General features: G+C 35.9%; 12 protein-coding genes. 1 reads left to right on the forward strand and 11 read right to left on the reverse strand.

The genetic code is table 11. From position 1 onward, the window contains the following. Positions 1-213 precede the first annotated feature (213 nt). From HNS40_RS14000 to ettA, 3 genes are all read right to left on the reverse strand, one after another. Positions 214-1,221: a hypothetical protein gene (locus tag HNS40_RS14000; RefSeq protein ID WP_172281869.1), complete on the reverse strand. Its 1,008-nt coding sequence runs from the start codon at positions 1,219-1,221 to the stop codon at positions 214-216. Positions 1,222-1,733: 512 nt separating this feature from the next. Beyond that, complete coding sequence (locus tag HNS40_RS14005) at positions 1,734-2,987, reverse strand: sugar MFS transporter (protein ID WP_172281871.1); 1,254 nt, start codon at positions 2,985-2,987, stop codon at positions 1,734-1,736. Positions 2,988-3,022: 35 nt separating this feature from the next. Then, the gene (gene ettA / locus HNS40_RS14010) at positions 3,023-4,714 is read right to left on the reverse strand and encodes an energy-dependent translational throttle protein EttA (protein WP_172281873.1); all 1,692 of its coding nucleotides are present in this window, start codon (positions 4,712-4,714) and stop codon (positions 3,023-3,025) included. Between the two features lie 656 nt (positions 4,715-5,370). Here ettA and hutI point away from each other — a divergent pair. Then, positions 5,371-6,612, forward strand: a complete 1,242-nt coding sequence (gene hutI / locus HNS40_RS14015) for an imidazolonepropionase (protein ID WP_172281921.1) — start codon at positions 5,371-5,373, stop codon at positions 6,610-6,612. 564 nt (positions 6,613-7,176) lie between these two features. Here the strand turns inward: hutI and nhaD are convergent. The 8 genes from nhaD to trpA form a co-directional block, all read right to left on the reverse strand. Then, the gene (gene nhaD, locus HNS40_RS14020) at positions 7,177-8,571 is read right to left on the reverse strand and encodes a sodium:proton antiporter NhaD (RefSeq protein ID WP_172281875.1); all 1,395 of its coding nucleotides are present in this window, start codon (positions 8,569-8,571) and stop codon (positions 7,177-7,179) included. A 204-nt stretch (positions 8,572-8,775) separates the two neighbouring features. Beyond that, entirely contained in the window at positions 8,776-9,345 is a 570-nt protein-coding gene (locus HNS40_RS14025) for a 1-acyl-sn-glycerol-3-phosphate acyltransferase (RefSeq protein WP_172281877.1), read from the reverse strand. A gap of 24 nt (positions 9,346-9,369) precedes the next feature. Further along, positions 9,370-10,446 carry an endonuclease gene (locus tag HNS40_RS14030; protein WP_172281879.1) on the reverse strand — a complete coding sequence of 359 codons (1,077 nt, stop codon included), beginning with the start codon at positions 10,444-10,446 and terminating at the stop codon, positions 9,370-9,372. An 85-nt stretch (positions 10,447-10,531) separates the two neighbouring features. Then, complete coding sequence (locus HNS40_RS14035; protein ID WP_172281880.1) at positions 10,532-10,921, reverse strand: hypothetical protein; 390 nt, start codon at positions 10,919-10,921, stop codon at positions 10,532-10,534. Positions 10,922-10,931: 10 nt separating this feature from the next. After that, a complete protein-coding gene (locus HNS40_RS14040; protein ID WP_172281882.1) occupies positions 10,932-11,291 on the reverse strand; it encodes a DsrE/DsrF/TusD sulfur relay family protein in 360 nt (119 codons plus the stop codon). Between the two features lie 160 nt (positions 11,292-11,451). Then, positions 11,452-12,456, reverse strand: coding sequence for a DUF1028 domain-containing protein (locus tag HNS40_RS14045; protein WP_216663710.1), 1,005 nt, complete (start codon positions 12,454-12,456; stop codon positions 11,452-11,454). A gap of 87 nt (positions 12,457-12,543) precedes the next feature. Further along, positions 12,544-13,560, reverse strand: coding sequence for a 3-deoxy-7-phosphoheptulonate synthase (gene aroF / locus HNS40_RS14050; RefSeq protein ID WP_172281884.1), 1,017 nt, complete (start codon positions 13,558-13,560; stop codon positions 12,544-12,546). Positions 13,561-13,564: 4 nt separating this feature from the next. Further along, the gene (gene trpA / locus HNS40_RS14055) at positions 13,565-14,326 is read right to left on the reverse strand and encodes a tryptophan synthase subunit alpha (RefSeq protein WP_172281885.1); all 762 of its coding nucleotides are present in this window, start codon (positions 14,324-14,326) and stop codon (positions 13,565-13,567) included. Position 14,327 lies beyond the last annotated feature (1 nt).

The following is a 14,327-nucleotide window of genomic DNA, read 5'->3' on the forward strand; positions in this document are numbered from 1 at the left end:
ACCAGTATTCTACGGTTTGAATTTTTCACACGCCTAGAACCGATTGAACGGAGCTCACGAACACAAAATATATTATACTATTTGTGAGTAATTTGAACTTTATAGTATATACATTCGACTTTATCGACAGACTCTAAATAGAGCGGAGTTGAACTGAAAAAGGAGCCCTTGTTTAAAAAGGCTCCTCCATATTTTCACATTTAGATATCAGTTTTAAGCATATTTTTCTGCATACCATTTATCTTCTTTCTTCAATGGAGAAAGAAATGAAGTAGAATAGTTAATGAGGAAATTTATGATGCCGAAAAGGGCAACCATAAAGGCTATAAACATAGCAACAACTGCAATTATTAAAACTAAAACCATGGAAGAATTGAATTCTCCTTCATAATCTCGTTGCCATGATCCACCATTGATACTTACATATTCTTTTGCCGCAAAACCAGCAAATAATCCAGTTAATATTCCACCAACAACACCTAGTTTTAAAGTGCCGAAAGTTTTTAATCTTTTTTCTAATGCATAAAGAGGCGTTTTACTAGATAAATAATAGAAAACTAATCCTAAAAGGTGTAATAGGATAAAGAAGCTGAATATTAAGCTTATATCTATAATGCCTAATAAAACGACAATACCAATTGCACATCCTATGATCCACTTCGATCCGGTAAAAACACGTTTAGTTCTATCATTATAGACTTCTGTAAATTCAGTAACCCTGTTTTTTATATCTTCATCACTAGGATCTAATCTTTTATTAATATAGTCAAGACCCATCTTAGTATGAACAGCTTGTTTCCCACTGGTAATTGTGACGAATTCGTTACCTTCATCATCGGTAATATTGCTCATCTGAGCCTCTATCCCTTCTAATATTTCAACTGCTTTTTCGTTGCATTGCTTCTCGTCCAGACCATCAACAAGCTCTATTTTATGGCTTTCAGTAGCAATAAAGATTTTTTCATTCATATTGGTATAAATCACTAGTGGAAGTAGAATGAAAACTCCCAGAAAATAGGCAATAGCAATAACAAGTGAAAACCAGTCTGTAGTTTTTTCTCGTGCTTGTTCACTTTTGCTTTCTTTCACGGTGTTTTCAAGGTCTTCACTTACCTTTTCTATTTCATTTTGAGGATTTGTTACCATTGCAGCACTGCTTACAGTACTTAATAAACCCATTGCTCCAATTAAGAAACACAGAATTAAGGTTTTCAATTTCATAGTTTTTGATTTTTGATTAGCGATTGATTTTCTTTGATGGTTTTAAGAGTGAATGAGGCATTTATATACTATTGTGTTTAACGTGGTTTACAGAAATTTCCAATTCAATTTCGGAACCTAAACTACCGAACATTTTTGATTTGGATGTAAAAGAACCTCTATCCGTTATGTTTGATGCCATAACTGTGGCTTCTCCTATCATATTCCTATTGGTTTGCGTTTATAAGGACAAAAGTAAAAAAGTCTACTGTTTTAATATTTTCAAAAAATTCTGTAATATTCAGATTATCAATCTGTAGTAGATGAATAATATTGAAATAACATTTCTCATTTTATTTGAGTTGAATAGATGAATAATATCCAATGGATTTTTTTAATCAGGAAATATGACCTAAATAAAAAGGAGCCCTTTATTCAAGGACTCCTCTGTATTTTCTATTTAAGAATTGATATGGCTTAGCGTATTTGCTTCAAGCTTCAAGCTTCAAGCTTCCAACTTCGGTCTTCTTTAACTACCACTTCTTAATCTTATACCCATAAGTAGAGAAAAACAAGATAACCAAATAGCAAGGTATCATAACGAAATAGGCTGTTTGACTACCATATAAATCGCTCATCTTACCCCAGGCTAATGGTAGAATCGCTCCTCCAGAAATGGCCATAATCAACATGGCAGAACCTGTTTTAATATGCCTTCCTAATCCTTTAATAGCAAGAGGCCAAATGGCTGGCCATACCAAAGCATTGGCAAATCCTAATAGGGCAATAAAGAGTACCGAAACAAAACCATCGGTGAATAGAGCCACAGTTGTAAATACAATTCCTAAGACTGCGGATGCTTGTAAAGCTCTATGCTGAGAGATGTATTTTGGAATAAATAAAATCCCCAAAACATAACCCACTAGCATGGAAACCATGGTGTAGGTGGTGAACATTTTAGCAGATTCCATGGATATTCCCAGTGACTTACCATACTGAATGATGGTATCACCTGCAATAACTTCTGCCCCTACATAAAAGAATAAAGTAAATACGCCTAAAACTAAATATGGATAAGCAAATACACTTGATTTATCTTCTTGTGTAGAATCATTGATGTCATCATTTCCTTCTGAATCTACTTCTGGAAGATTAGAGAATTTCAAACCTAAACCAACTATAAAAAGTACTATAGCCATGACGATATATGGATTCACTACTCTTGCGGCTAAGCCATCTAAGAAAATCGATTTATCTTCTGCACTTAAATTGACCAAGTTTTTAATGGCTTCATCATCGCCTTGTTGAACTACGAAATAAGCCAATACTAGTGGAGCTATTGCTCCTGCAAGTTTGTTGGCTATTCCCATCATACTGATTCTTTTAGCGGCAGACTCAATAGGTCCGAGGATGGTAATGTATGGATTTACTGCTGTTTGTAAAATAGACATCCCAGTTCCAAGTATAAAAAGCCCAACAAGGAAGAAGGAGTATATACGAGTAGCAGCAGCAGGGATAAATACCAAAGCTCCAACAGCCATCACCCAAAGACCAATAGACATTCCGTTCTTAAAACCAGTTTTTTTAAGTATCCATGAAGCAGGTAAAGCCATCACCGTATAGCTAATGTAAAATGCAAATGCTACAAATAATGCCTGAAAATCAGTTAGCTCACAAGCTGTTTTTAAATATGGGATTAATATTCCATTAAGCCAGGTAATGAAACCCAAAATAAAAAATAAGGAACCTATAATAATTAATGGCCCTGTTTTGCTTTGTTGATTCATGATTTATTCGTTTTGATTAATGGATTGTGTTTGTATTAATCTGCTTTTAGTTTCTTGAATTTGATACGTTTTGGCCCTTCATCACCTAAACGCTTCTTACGGTTGGCTTCGTATTCAGAATAGGAACCTTCGAACCAATAGACTTGACTATCACCTTCAAAAGCTAAAATATGAGTAGCAACTCTATCTAGGAACCATCTATCGTGAGAGATGATGACCGCACAGCCTGCAAAACTTTCTAAACCTTCTTCAAGAGCTCTTAGTGTATTGACATCAATATCGTTGGTAGGCTCATCCAGCAGCAAAACATTGGCTTCTTGCTTTAGTGTTAAGGCTAAATGCATACGGTTTCTTTCTCCACCTGAAAGCACTCCTGCCTTCTTTTGCTGGTCGCCCCCACTAAAATTAAAACGAGAAACATAAGCTCTGGAGTTCATGGTACGATTTCCAAGTTGAATGTTTTCATTTCCTTCAGTAATCACTTCCCACACTGTTTTCTCTGGGTCAATATCAGCATGAGCTTGATCCACATATCCTACTTTTACGGTTGGCCCAACAATAAAGTCACCTTTATCGGCTTTGTCCATTTCCATAATCAAACGGAATAAAGTGGTTTTACCAGCACCATTAGGACCAATAATTCCAACAATACCATTTGGAGGAAGCACAAAGTTTAAATCTTCATAAAGCAATTTCTCATCAAAGCCTTTAGAAACATTCACGGCTTCAATTACCTGAGATCCCAAACGAGGTCCATTAGGAATAAAAATTTCTAACTTCTCGTCAGTTTCTTTCACATCTTCACTCAATAAGGATTCGTACGCGTTCAAACGAGCTTTAGATTTGGCATGACGAGCTTTGGGAGCCATTTTTACCCATTCCAGCTCTCGCTCTAGAGTTTTTCTTCTTTTACTGGCTGTTTTTTCTTCTTGTGCTAATCTTTTCGATTTTTGATCTAGCCAGCTGCTATAATTTCCTTTCCAAGGAATTCCTTCGCCACGGTCGAGTTCTAAAATCCATCCTGCGGCGTTATCGAGGAAATATCTATCGTGAGTTACTGCGATTACCGTTCCTTTGTATTGCTGAAGGAATATCTCTAACCACTGAATAGATTCAGCATCCAAGTGGTTGGTAGGCTCATCGAGTAATAATACATCTGGTTCTTGTAATAGAAGGCGACAAAGGGCTACTCTACGTCTTTCTCCTCCACTTAAATGCGGAACTGGTGTTTCGCTTGGAGGACAGCGGAGTGCATCCATTGCACGTTCTAATTTGCTATCGAGTTCCCATGCATCCAAATGATCAAGTTTTTCTGTTAATTCGCCTTGAAGCTCAATTAACTTATTCATCTCGTCATCCGACATGGGCTCAGCAAACTTATTGTTCACTTCTTCGTATTCTTTCAATACGTTCACTACTTCCTGAACACCCTCCTCTACGATTTCTTTTACCGTTTTGGTTTCATCTAGATGAGGTTCTTGATCTAACATTCCTACTGAAAACCCAGGAGAGAATACTACATGACCATCAAAAGCTTGATCTTTACCTGAGATAATATTGAGGAGTGAGGATTTTCCGGAACCATTGAGTCCGATGACACCAATCTTAGCTCCATAATAAAAAGAAAGGTAAATGTTTTTTAATACTTGCTTGCTGGGGCCAAATTTCTTGGAAACCCCTTCCATTGAGAATATAATCTTCTTGTCTTCTGAAGGATCTTGTGCCATTTTTTCTTGAATTTAAAAGAGTGTTTATGTTCATAACACCTATGAACAGAAGCATAGAGGCTTTTATGATATGAATAATAATCACAAATAATGCCGCTTGCTAATCCTTGGCAAAGTAAAGAAAAAAAGCTGTTTGAGGAAATGTAAAAGGAAAAAAGAAATAGGAGCACTTTTAGTAATTAAAGTTATTTGAGTTGCTTATTTATCATCAAAATTATGAGGAAAAGGTAGCTCCTAATTCTTAATCTTCTCTCCAAAAGAAGATATGACAAAGATGCTATCTAAAACATTAAAATATAGTCAGTTAGATAACCTGTTCATCTGGTAGGCTCCCCTAGGTGGAAACACCTAAAATACTTAAAGAGTGTTAATTAAGGAATAGATGACGGGTGCTGGGTACTGGGTACTGGGTACTGGGTATTGGGTACTGGGTACTGGGTGACTTTTAGAAAATGAATAATTACATGGCTAATGATTACTTAGCCTTTGAACTATCCATATTAAATACCCTTATCACTCTAAGTACTTTAGGCACTCTACGAACTCTAGGCACTTCAAGTACTACTTTCAAAATTTCAGTAAAATATGGAAGACAAAGACCTCCAAGCATAGATATATATTTCTTAATTTTGCAATTCACAAAAACATACAATAAAATGTCTATCCTTATCCGCAATATCAAAGAATTGGTTCAAGTAGAAGAAACTCCTCAAAGCTGGGTGGCTGGGGCTGATATGAGCAAAATAAAAACCATTAAAAATGCTTGGCTTTTAACTGAAGGCGATAGAATTGCAGATTTTGGTAGCATGGATGATATCCCTACTGATATTAGTGCTGACGAGGAAATTAATGCCAATGGAAGAATGGTGTTTCCTGGTTTTGTAGACAGCCATACCCATTTGGTTTATGCTGCCAATAGAGAGATAGAGTATATAGACAAGATAAAAGGATTGTCCTATGAAGAAATAGCAGAAAGAGGAGGAGGGATTTTAAATTCAGCTAAAAAGATGGCTGAGGCCAGTGAGGAATTTCTACTGGAACAAGCTTTGGTAAGACTTAATACCATTGCAGAATATGGAACTGCTGCCGTTGAAATTAAGTCAGGCTATGGATTAAACACTGAATCGGAGTTGAAAATGTTGAGAGTCATTAAAAGACTTAAAGAATTATCTCCTTTACAAATAAAATCCACTTTCTTGGGTGCTCATTCTATTCCATTAGAGTATAAAGGACAGCAAGAAAAATATGTAGATATTGTTATTAACGAGATGCTTCCAAAAGTAGCCGAAGAAAATTTAGCTGATTATATTGATGTCTTTTGTGACAAAGGATTTTTCACTGTTGAAGATACCGATAGAATTTTAGAAGCTGCTGCTAAGTATGGCTTAAAGCCAAAAATTCATGCCAATGAATTAGATTATTCTGGTGGTATTCAAGTTGGAGTGAAACATAAAGCCCTTTCTGTTGACCATTTAGAGTTTACAGGTAAAGACGAAATCGCTAGCCTTTTAGCTTCGAAAACCATGCCTACTATTTTACCAGGTGCTGCCTTCTTTTTAAATATGGCTTATGCTCCTGCTAGAGAAATGATGGATGCTGGTTTGCCAGTTGCTTTGGCTTCTGATTTTAATCCAGGTTCTGCTCCTTCTGGAAATATGCAATTGATTATGGCCATGGGATCTATTCTTTATAGAATGACACCAGAGGAGGTTATTAATGCAACAACCATCAATACCGCTTATGCCATGGATTTAAGCAAAGAGATGGGAAGTATTTGTAGAGGTAAACGAGCCAGCTTCTTTATCACAAAGGAAATTCCTAGCTATGAGTATATGCCCTATTCTTTTGGCGATAACAAAGTAGATAGAGTGATTTTGAATGGTGAAGTTTGGAAATAAAAGAAGATAGTTAATAGTTAAGAACTAACAGTTAATAGTGAAAAGTTAACAATGATTTGTTTTTGGTTACTAGTAAGATATAGAGGATGTTATCCCTGAAGTAAAATGGGATAGCATCCTTTTTTATTTTTTTCTAGAATCAGCATCTAAATTTAAATTACCCTGTTAATCCTCTCACTATACTTAAGACTTTGATTCCTTAGGGTAATGTAAAGGATGGTAGCCCAGAAGAATGAGGGGATAGCGTCCTTGGTTTATTTTCCGGATATCAGGGCCTCAATCCCCTTTGGGGCTTTGATCCCTTTCGAAGTGTAAAGGATTATTTTTTCCTTGAATTCTAAAGAGATTAAGTTAATAGAAACAGTGAATAGTGAAAAGTAACAATTAATAGTTAAACATGACTCGTTAGGAGATATTGTTCGCAATTAACTTGATTTTAAATTGTATTTCCTCTCACGAAAACAGCCTACAAACTATTAGTTTTTAACTGTTAACTTTTAGTTTTTAGCACAAAAAAAAGGCTCCCTTATAATAAGAGAGCCTCAATAATATATATTGATTTTATTATGCGAACATTAACCAATAGGTGAAAGCACCTGATAAATATCCAATGAAAGCAAGAATACTAATCTTTTTGAAATACCAGATAAAGTCAATTTTTTCAATTCCCATGGCAGCTACACCAGCAGCAGAACCAATAATTAATATTGATCCACCTGTACCAGCACAAAACGCTAAGAATTTCCAGAAGTTACCATCTTGCATAAATTCAGCAGCATAGGCTTGGTCAGCAGCAGCTTGAACCATCTCCGGAGTAAATACATCATACATTCCCATAGAACCAGCTACCAATGGAACATTATCTACAATCGCAGAAAGAACTCCAATAGCTAAATTAATACCATAAATATTGTGGATGTTAGTATCTAGATATCCTGCTAAAATAGCAAGGTGACCTGCTGACTGTAAAGAAGCAACTGCAGTAAGGATTCCCATAAAGAAGAATACTGTAGCCACATCAACATGTTTAATGATTCCAATTACATTATATTTTTTCTTGAAAGCAGCTGATTTATGCTTAAGGATTATTTCAGTTGCCAACCACATATTCCCTAAACCTAATAGCATTCCCATATAAGGAGGAAGGTGAGTTACTGTTTTGAAAACAGGAACAAATAATAAAGAAGCAACACCTAAACCAAAGATGAAATTTCTTTGTCCAGAGGTGATAGATTCACCATTATCTTCATCATCTACTACAGCTTCTGCAGCTTTTACTTCACCTTTCATAAAGAAACTCATGATGATCACAGGAACAACCATAGTTACAAATGAAGGGAGGATGGTGTCAATAATAATTCTTTGAGCTGTAATTTGCTCACCAATCCAAAGCATAATGGTGGTAACATCACCAATAGGAGACCAAGCACCACCTGCGTTAGAAGCTAATACAACCATAGAAGCGAAGAACCATTTGTCTTCTTTCTCAGCCATGATTTTTCTAATTAAGGCCAACATTACAATTGTTGTGGTTAAGTTATCAAGAGCAGCAGACATGAAGAAAGTAAGGATAGAGAATATCCATAAAAGCTTCACTTTGTTTAATGTCTTGATTTTGTCAGTAATGATTCTGAATCCTCCATGACGGTCAACAACCTCAACAATAGTCATTGCGCCTAAAAGGAAAAATAAGATTTCAGCAATCTCAACTAAGTGATGTTCCAATTCGTGCTTGATGAAATGAAAAGTATCGTGACTTGCCCCATGTGAACCAGCGATTAAGTCGTTCCAAGATGTACTATAACCTAGACTAAGAATGCTATGGCCATTAAGAACATAAACAGTCCATGTTAAAACTCCAATTAATAAAGCCGAAGCCGCTTTATCAATTTTTAAGGGATGTTCTAGTGCAATTGCTGCATATCCTAGAACAAAAATGATAACCATTAATATAAACATGATTTTTGTTGTTTAGTTTTTTTTGATTTTGCGCAAATGTAAAAAATGATTACGATGCTTGACTAGTTTTTTAGGCATTATTTTGCAATTTATATGAGGTCTAAATTGGCTAAAAGGAAGGGTATACGGTTGATTTACAAATAATTGATTTGTAAATTCGGCTGGTATTAGTTGAGAGGGGCAATATTATGCTAAGATAGGTATTTAAGAACGTCCTAGACTTGGGTTTTGATTGAACTTTTCGGGGTATTTGGCTCCAATGGTTCTGTAAAATTGCATGATTTTTTCGAAGTCTGCATCTTTATTACCACTTAAGTATATTGTGGGGCCAACTCCAGTTTCTTTCTTTACAAAATCTAGGTAACCTAAAACCAAAGGTACATTGGCTCGTAATGCAATAGTGTAGAACCCCGTTTTCCAAAATTCCACATAAGAACGTGTTCCTTCGGGGGTGATGGCAAAAACAAATTCATCATTTTCCTCAAATAATCCAAGGATGTGGTCTATTACAGTTCCCGATTTGCTTCTATCTATAGGCATGGCACCTAGCCAACGAAATATATATCCTAGAGGAAAGAAAAACCATGATTTCTTCATAAGTACCTTGTTATCGATACCCATTACTGAAGTTGATAAGCGGCCAATAGGAAAATCCCAATTGGAGGTGTGAGGAGCGGCAATAAAAACAAATTTTTTTAGATCAGGTCTTTTGCCTTTAACTTTCCATCCCCAAAGTTTGAGAACCAATCCTGATATTTTGCTGTTTATTCCCATTTATACTTACTTTTATTTAGCTGACTAAGGTAAACTATTAAATTCAATATAAGTTGCTAGATGATCACTATAGCCACCAAAATATCTATTGCCAGCATAAGTTCGATTCGGGCGATTTCCTTTGCCATATTTATTATTATAATAATTCAATACCAAATCAGAATCGAAAGCATCAATAGCATCTTTGTGAGTAAATAGAGAATTATTGGTTTGGAGGAGGCTACCACTAACAATGATATGGTCTAAAATACCCCATTCTCCTTTATAACTATAGGTTCCTTTGCCTTTAACAGTATTGAGATAGTTGGTCAGACTATATAGTTGACCTAGCTCGAACTGTTTTAAAACGGTATCTGCTTTAAGTACGTTGTTTACAGCAGGGCCAAAATTATCTTCATTAAAATCACCGCCTGCAATAATGTTTGCTTCTCTATTTTGTGCAAAAATGAAGTTGATCTTATCTCGTAATACTGATGCGCAATATGCTCTATGCGGTATGGTTTCTTCCTCTCCATAATACATGCTTGTCCAGTGGTTTACTAAAACATGAAGTGTATCTTTCTTATTAATCAATCCTTTCACATAAAGAATATCTCGGCTAGTCATTTTTTGATTCTTACGATAAGCAATCTCTTCGGGCATACTTACTGGAATGGCTTCTTGGTGAAGCACTGTGAAAATTTGGGGGTTATAAAGCAATGCATTATCAATGCCCCTGAAATCAGGAGATTCGTAATGTATAATTTCATAATGGGCTTCAGCTAGTTTTTCTTGTTTTACTAAATCTTCTAAAACAGCTCTGTTCTCAACTTCTTCTAGGCCAATAATGGCGGGTAAACCTTTAGTTCCAATACTATCAAAAACATCCGCCAGGTTAGATAATTTCTTGAAATACTTTTTAGTATCCCAATTCTTCTCTGAACCTGGAGTAAATTCCTCATCCCATTTGTCTGGTGCGTCAATGGTGTCAAACAAGTTTTCTACATTATAAAAGACGATGGTAAAAGACTCTGCGGTGTTTTGAGACTCAGTGATTGGAGAGTTTTTACATGAAGTAAATATTAGTATGAAACCGCTTAAAAGTATTAGTAAATTACGCATATTATTGTTTTGTGCTTATATTATTGAGAGCAAAAGTGAAGCAATTATTTGATAAAAACAAATATATATAGAGCCTTGATTTACTTTATTCTTTAGCTGCTTTTACCAGGAAATATTTGTTTTCATTTGTGATAATCAAAGTGTCATTAATAAAGGAATAAGCTCCTGAATAGTTCAGGAATCCACCAATGGGGTCTGTATTTCCATCACAACACATTTTGCTACAAGCTGCAAACTGATAGATGATACTATCGTTTCTGATTTCTATTTCTGTGAAGCATGAGTTTACATCGAGGTTGAAACTGATTTTTCGATCTTCAACTTGAACAAGAAAATCTACTTGAGGGATTAAAATTCCATCATTGGTTTCAACTTGCATCAACTTCCATTGGCCGTTGATATCTTCTTTTTCATCGCAGGATTGAATAAAAACCATTAAAATTAAGGTGCTTATAAATATTGTTATTCTTCTCATGTCTCTTTTTTTAGAAAGTTAATACTTTATCACAATCCACGGTCCATTGTGCAAATTCTTTCATATTGCTGAGTTGGACTCCTTCTATAGTTTCTAGTTTGTCAATTCCACGAGCCTCAGAACAGCCTCCACAACTTTTTATCTCAGCTCCATTATTGACCACAGACTTCATCATACGCTGGATATTATAAAAGCCATTTGGAGTCTTCTGATTGGGGAGTCCACAGAATACGGCATCGGCCAATAAGAAAATATTTACTTTTACATTATCGCCATGATCTTGTTGTAAACGCATGGCCATTCTTAAGGCGTTATAAGCTTTCTCTGTTCCGTATGGGGCATCGTTAATGATGAGGAGTATGGTTTGCATATGCTTTTGATTTTGGTTTTGTGAATTTGGATGATGTCTAAAAAATCATGTCGGTCGTTGAACGGAGTCGAAAAGACCATTGAATATCAGTTGTTTTGTCACTTTGGATCCGCTCAGTGACCTATGATTCAATATGTTTTAGATAGCCTTTTTTACTGATTTATTTTTTAATAATTTTTTTAATGAAATTTTGCTTCTCATTATAGATCTGAAGAAAATACATACCCGAATCTAAATGACTTACATCGAAACTTAAGTTTTTAAGAATAGAACTTTGTAGGACTTGTTTTCCATTGATATCTACAATTCTAACTTGGAATACTCCATTTAGCTCAGATTCTAAGGACAATATATCCTCAACAGGATTGGGTTTTAATGTAAAGTGGTTCTCAAACTCATTAGACTCCTCAATACCCACACTTGGGCAATAATGAGTTTCATCAAATAATATTTGAAGAGAATCTATCGGTTCGATTCCGGCATTACTTGCTGTTCTTAATCCCAAAACAAAAGAAGGACTTCCAAAAATATCATCAGGCTGAGCCACTTTCACAAAGGAGAATAGTGAGGAGGTACCATTACTGGTACATCTCGTATCCGCTCCAACCATTTTAGCCCCTTGAAGTGCCGCCATTAGTTTACAAGCCAAATCGCCTTCTGCTCTGAGAAATTGAGCTTCCATACTATCTAGAACCATTTGTCCTAGCAGAATATTCCCTTGTATGGAATAGTTAGGACCCGTCACATGATTTTTGTAATCATCTGTGTTTACTCCTGTATATCCTGCAGATTCTGGAGAACCATCCACCATAGCCACTATCCCGTACTGTCTTTTAGTAGGATTGTTTTGAACATCATTTTCTTCCAGCCATGTAATAATTTCTGATGGAGTCATTCCTTCATTCATTCGGTTTCGAGCATTCACCTGATTGTTTGCCAAATAATAAGCTTGGCAATTTATAGCACCTACACCCGGGAATAATTCTCCCAAAAAGTGATTGGTCATGTTAGGATAAGGAATAAGGTTGACACATGAGGCTCCAGCGCTGCCTACTTCTCCGGTAACTGAATCAACAGCTACTATAGAAAAGGTATCCTGAGAAAAGGAATTCAAACTTAATAATAGAATGAAGCTGAGTAAAATGGATTTTATAGAAATGTTCATGTTTTTGTTTTTTTTGGTGCTCTCAAAAATAGGAAATAAAGTCTTTGTTTGTATAATTGTTTTTTGGAGGGGGAGTTATCCCTTTGCCTAATTATACCAATTACCCAAAATACCCGAAAGACTATTCAGTTTCCCCATTAAAGAATTAAACTCATTATAATCAATGGTTTGTTGTCCATCAGTAGCTGCTTTGTCGGGTGTTTCATGAATTTCAATAATCACACCATCAGCCCCTGAAGCTATGCTGGCTAAGGTCATAGGGACAATGTGTTTCCTCAAACCAATTCCATGACTTGGATCCACAATAACAGGCAAGTGGGATTTTTCTTTTAAAATGGGAACAGCATTTAAATCGAGGGTATTTCTGTAGGCTTTCTCATAAGTACGGATGCCTCTTTCGCAAAGAATGAGTTTCTCGTTCCCATTTTTGAAAACGTATTCTGCCGAATAGAGCAATTCATCAATACTTCCACTGATCCCTCTTTTTATCATCACAGGTTTGTCAATTTGCCCTAAGGCTTCTAAAAGATTAAAATTTTGAGAATTCCGAGCACCAATTTGAAAAATATCCACATATGGAGCCATGGCGTCAATTTGTCCAGTTTCCATCACTTCCGTAATGATTTTTATATTATTGGCTTTGCAAATCTCATGAAACATTTTGAGTCCCTCCATACCATGACCTCTAAAACTATAAGGACTTGTTCTAGGTTTATAGACTCCTCCTCGCATGATTTTCACACCATGTTTTTTGAGTTGCTCCACCGTTTTTAATACCTGAGACTCATCTTCTATGCTGCATGGCCCAGCCATCACCGTCATTTCTCCAGCACCTATTTCTATTCCATCTCCAATGTCTATTATACTTCTTTTTACTTTCCATTTACTACTCACCATTTTATGAGTTCCATTTACTCGGTGTACATCTTTTATTCCATGAAGTTGACCAATTCTTCTGATATCGAAATCTTGATTAGGAGTGCAAATGAGATATTCACCCAACTGGGTATTGACGGGATAAAATGGAATTTTGAGTTGATCTAAACCCTGTTTAAGTTGAAGGTTTTCTCCTGCTTTTATATTTGTATTTAACTGAATAATCATGATTCTAGGATTTAATATAATTGATAAATTGTTGGGTGTCTTGGGATAAATCTTTGCTGTTTTCTATATGTTTGATGAAGGCACTTCCTATGATTCCACCACTGGTGTATTTACTGGCAAATTTGAAATCTTCTGGGCTGCTGATATTGAATCCTACCATGACAGGAGTTTTAAGCTTCATGGAAGCTATTCTTTGAAGATAATTTTCTGCACCTTGTATTCCTTTTTTGGTGCCCGTTGTTCCGGCGCTACTAACCGCATAAATAAAAGAAGTAGAATGTTCGTCTATCTTTCTGATTCTTTCTTCTGTGGTTTCAGGAGTGATGAGTAGGATAAAGCTTAATTCATATTTTTCAAAGATATCTTGGTATTTCCTTTGATATATTTCCAAAGGCAAATCGGGGAGGATGACTCCGCTAATCCCATTTTCAAAACATCTTTTGCAGAATTCTTCCACTCTAAATTGCAGCACAGAATTAAAATATCCCATCATGATTTTCGGGATGCTACTTGAGGAGCTTTCCAATTGTTGAAATATGAGTTCTAAAGTAATTCCGTTTTTCAGGGCTATGCTATTGCTGTGTTGAATAGTTGGTCCATCGCTAAGTGGGTCGGAGTAGGGAATGCCTATTTCTACCATATCAACCTCCGCTTCCTCTAGCGATTTGAGAAGCTCGGGTAGGCTGTCTATATTAGGAAAACCAGCTGAGAAATAAATATTCAGAAGTGGTTTCTGGTCTTTTTGAAATAATTCTTGTAGGCTCATC

Origin of the sequence: Lentimicrobium sp. S6, from assembly GCF_013166635.1 — a bacterium.
Taxonomy (GTDB): Bacteria; Bacteroidota; Bacteroidia; order Bacteroidales; family UBA12170; genus UBA12170.

What these genes read in the sequence shown, in the direction of transcription:
- HNS40_RS14000 (WP_172281869.1), bottom strand. Translation starts at nt 1,221, where the DNA reads ATGAAATTGAAAACCTTAATTCTGTGTTTCTTAATTGGAGCAATGGGT.
- HNS40_RS14005 (WP_172281871.1), bottom strand. Translation starts at nt 2,987, where the DNA reads ATGAATCAACAAAGCAAAACAGGGCCATTAATTATTATAGGTTCCTTA.
- ettA (WP_172281873.1), bottom strand. Translation starts at nt 4,714, where the DNA reads ATGGCACAAGATCCTTCAGAAGACAAGAAGATTATATTCTCAATGGAA.
- hutI (WP_172281921.1), top strand. Translation starts at nt 5,371, where the DNA reads ATGTCTATCCTTATCCGCAATATCAAAGAATTGGTTCAAGTAGAAGAA.
- nhaD (WP_172281875.1), bottom strand. Translation starts at nt 8,571, where the DNA reads ATGTTTATATTAATGGTTATCATTTTTGTTCTAGGATATGCAGCAATT.
- HNS40_RS14025 (WP_172281877.1), bottom strand. Translation starts at nt 9,345, where the DNA reads ATGGGAATAAACAGCAAAATATCAGGATTGGTTCTCAAACTTTGGGGA.
- HNS40_RS14030 (WP_172281879.1), bottom strand. Translation starts at nt 10,446, where the DNA reads ATGCGTAATTTACTAATACTTTTAAGCGGTTTCATACTAATATTTACT.
- HNS40_RS14035 (WP_172281880.1), bottom strand. Translation starts at nt 10,921, where the DNA reads ATGAGAAGAATAACAATATTTATAAGCACCTTAATTTTAATGGTTTTT.
- HNS40_RS14040 (WP_172281882.1), bottom strand. Translation starts at nt 11,291, where the DNA reads ATGCAAACCATACTCCTCATCATTAACGATGCCCCATACGGAACAGAG.
- HNS40_RS14045 (WP_216663710.1), bottom strand. Translation starts at nt 12,456, where the DNA reads ATGAACATTTCTATAAAATCCATTTTACTCAGCTTCATTCTATTATTA.
- aroF (WP_172281884.1), bottom strand. Translation starts at nt 13,560, where the DNA reads ATGATTATTCAGTTAAATACAAATATAAAAGCAGGAGAAAACCTTCAA.
- trpA (WP_172281885.1), bottom strand. Translation starts at nt 14,326, where the DNA reads ATGAGCCTACAAGAATTATTTCAAAAAGACCAGAAACCACTTCTGAAT.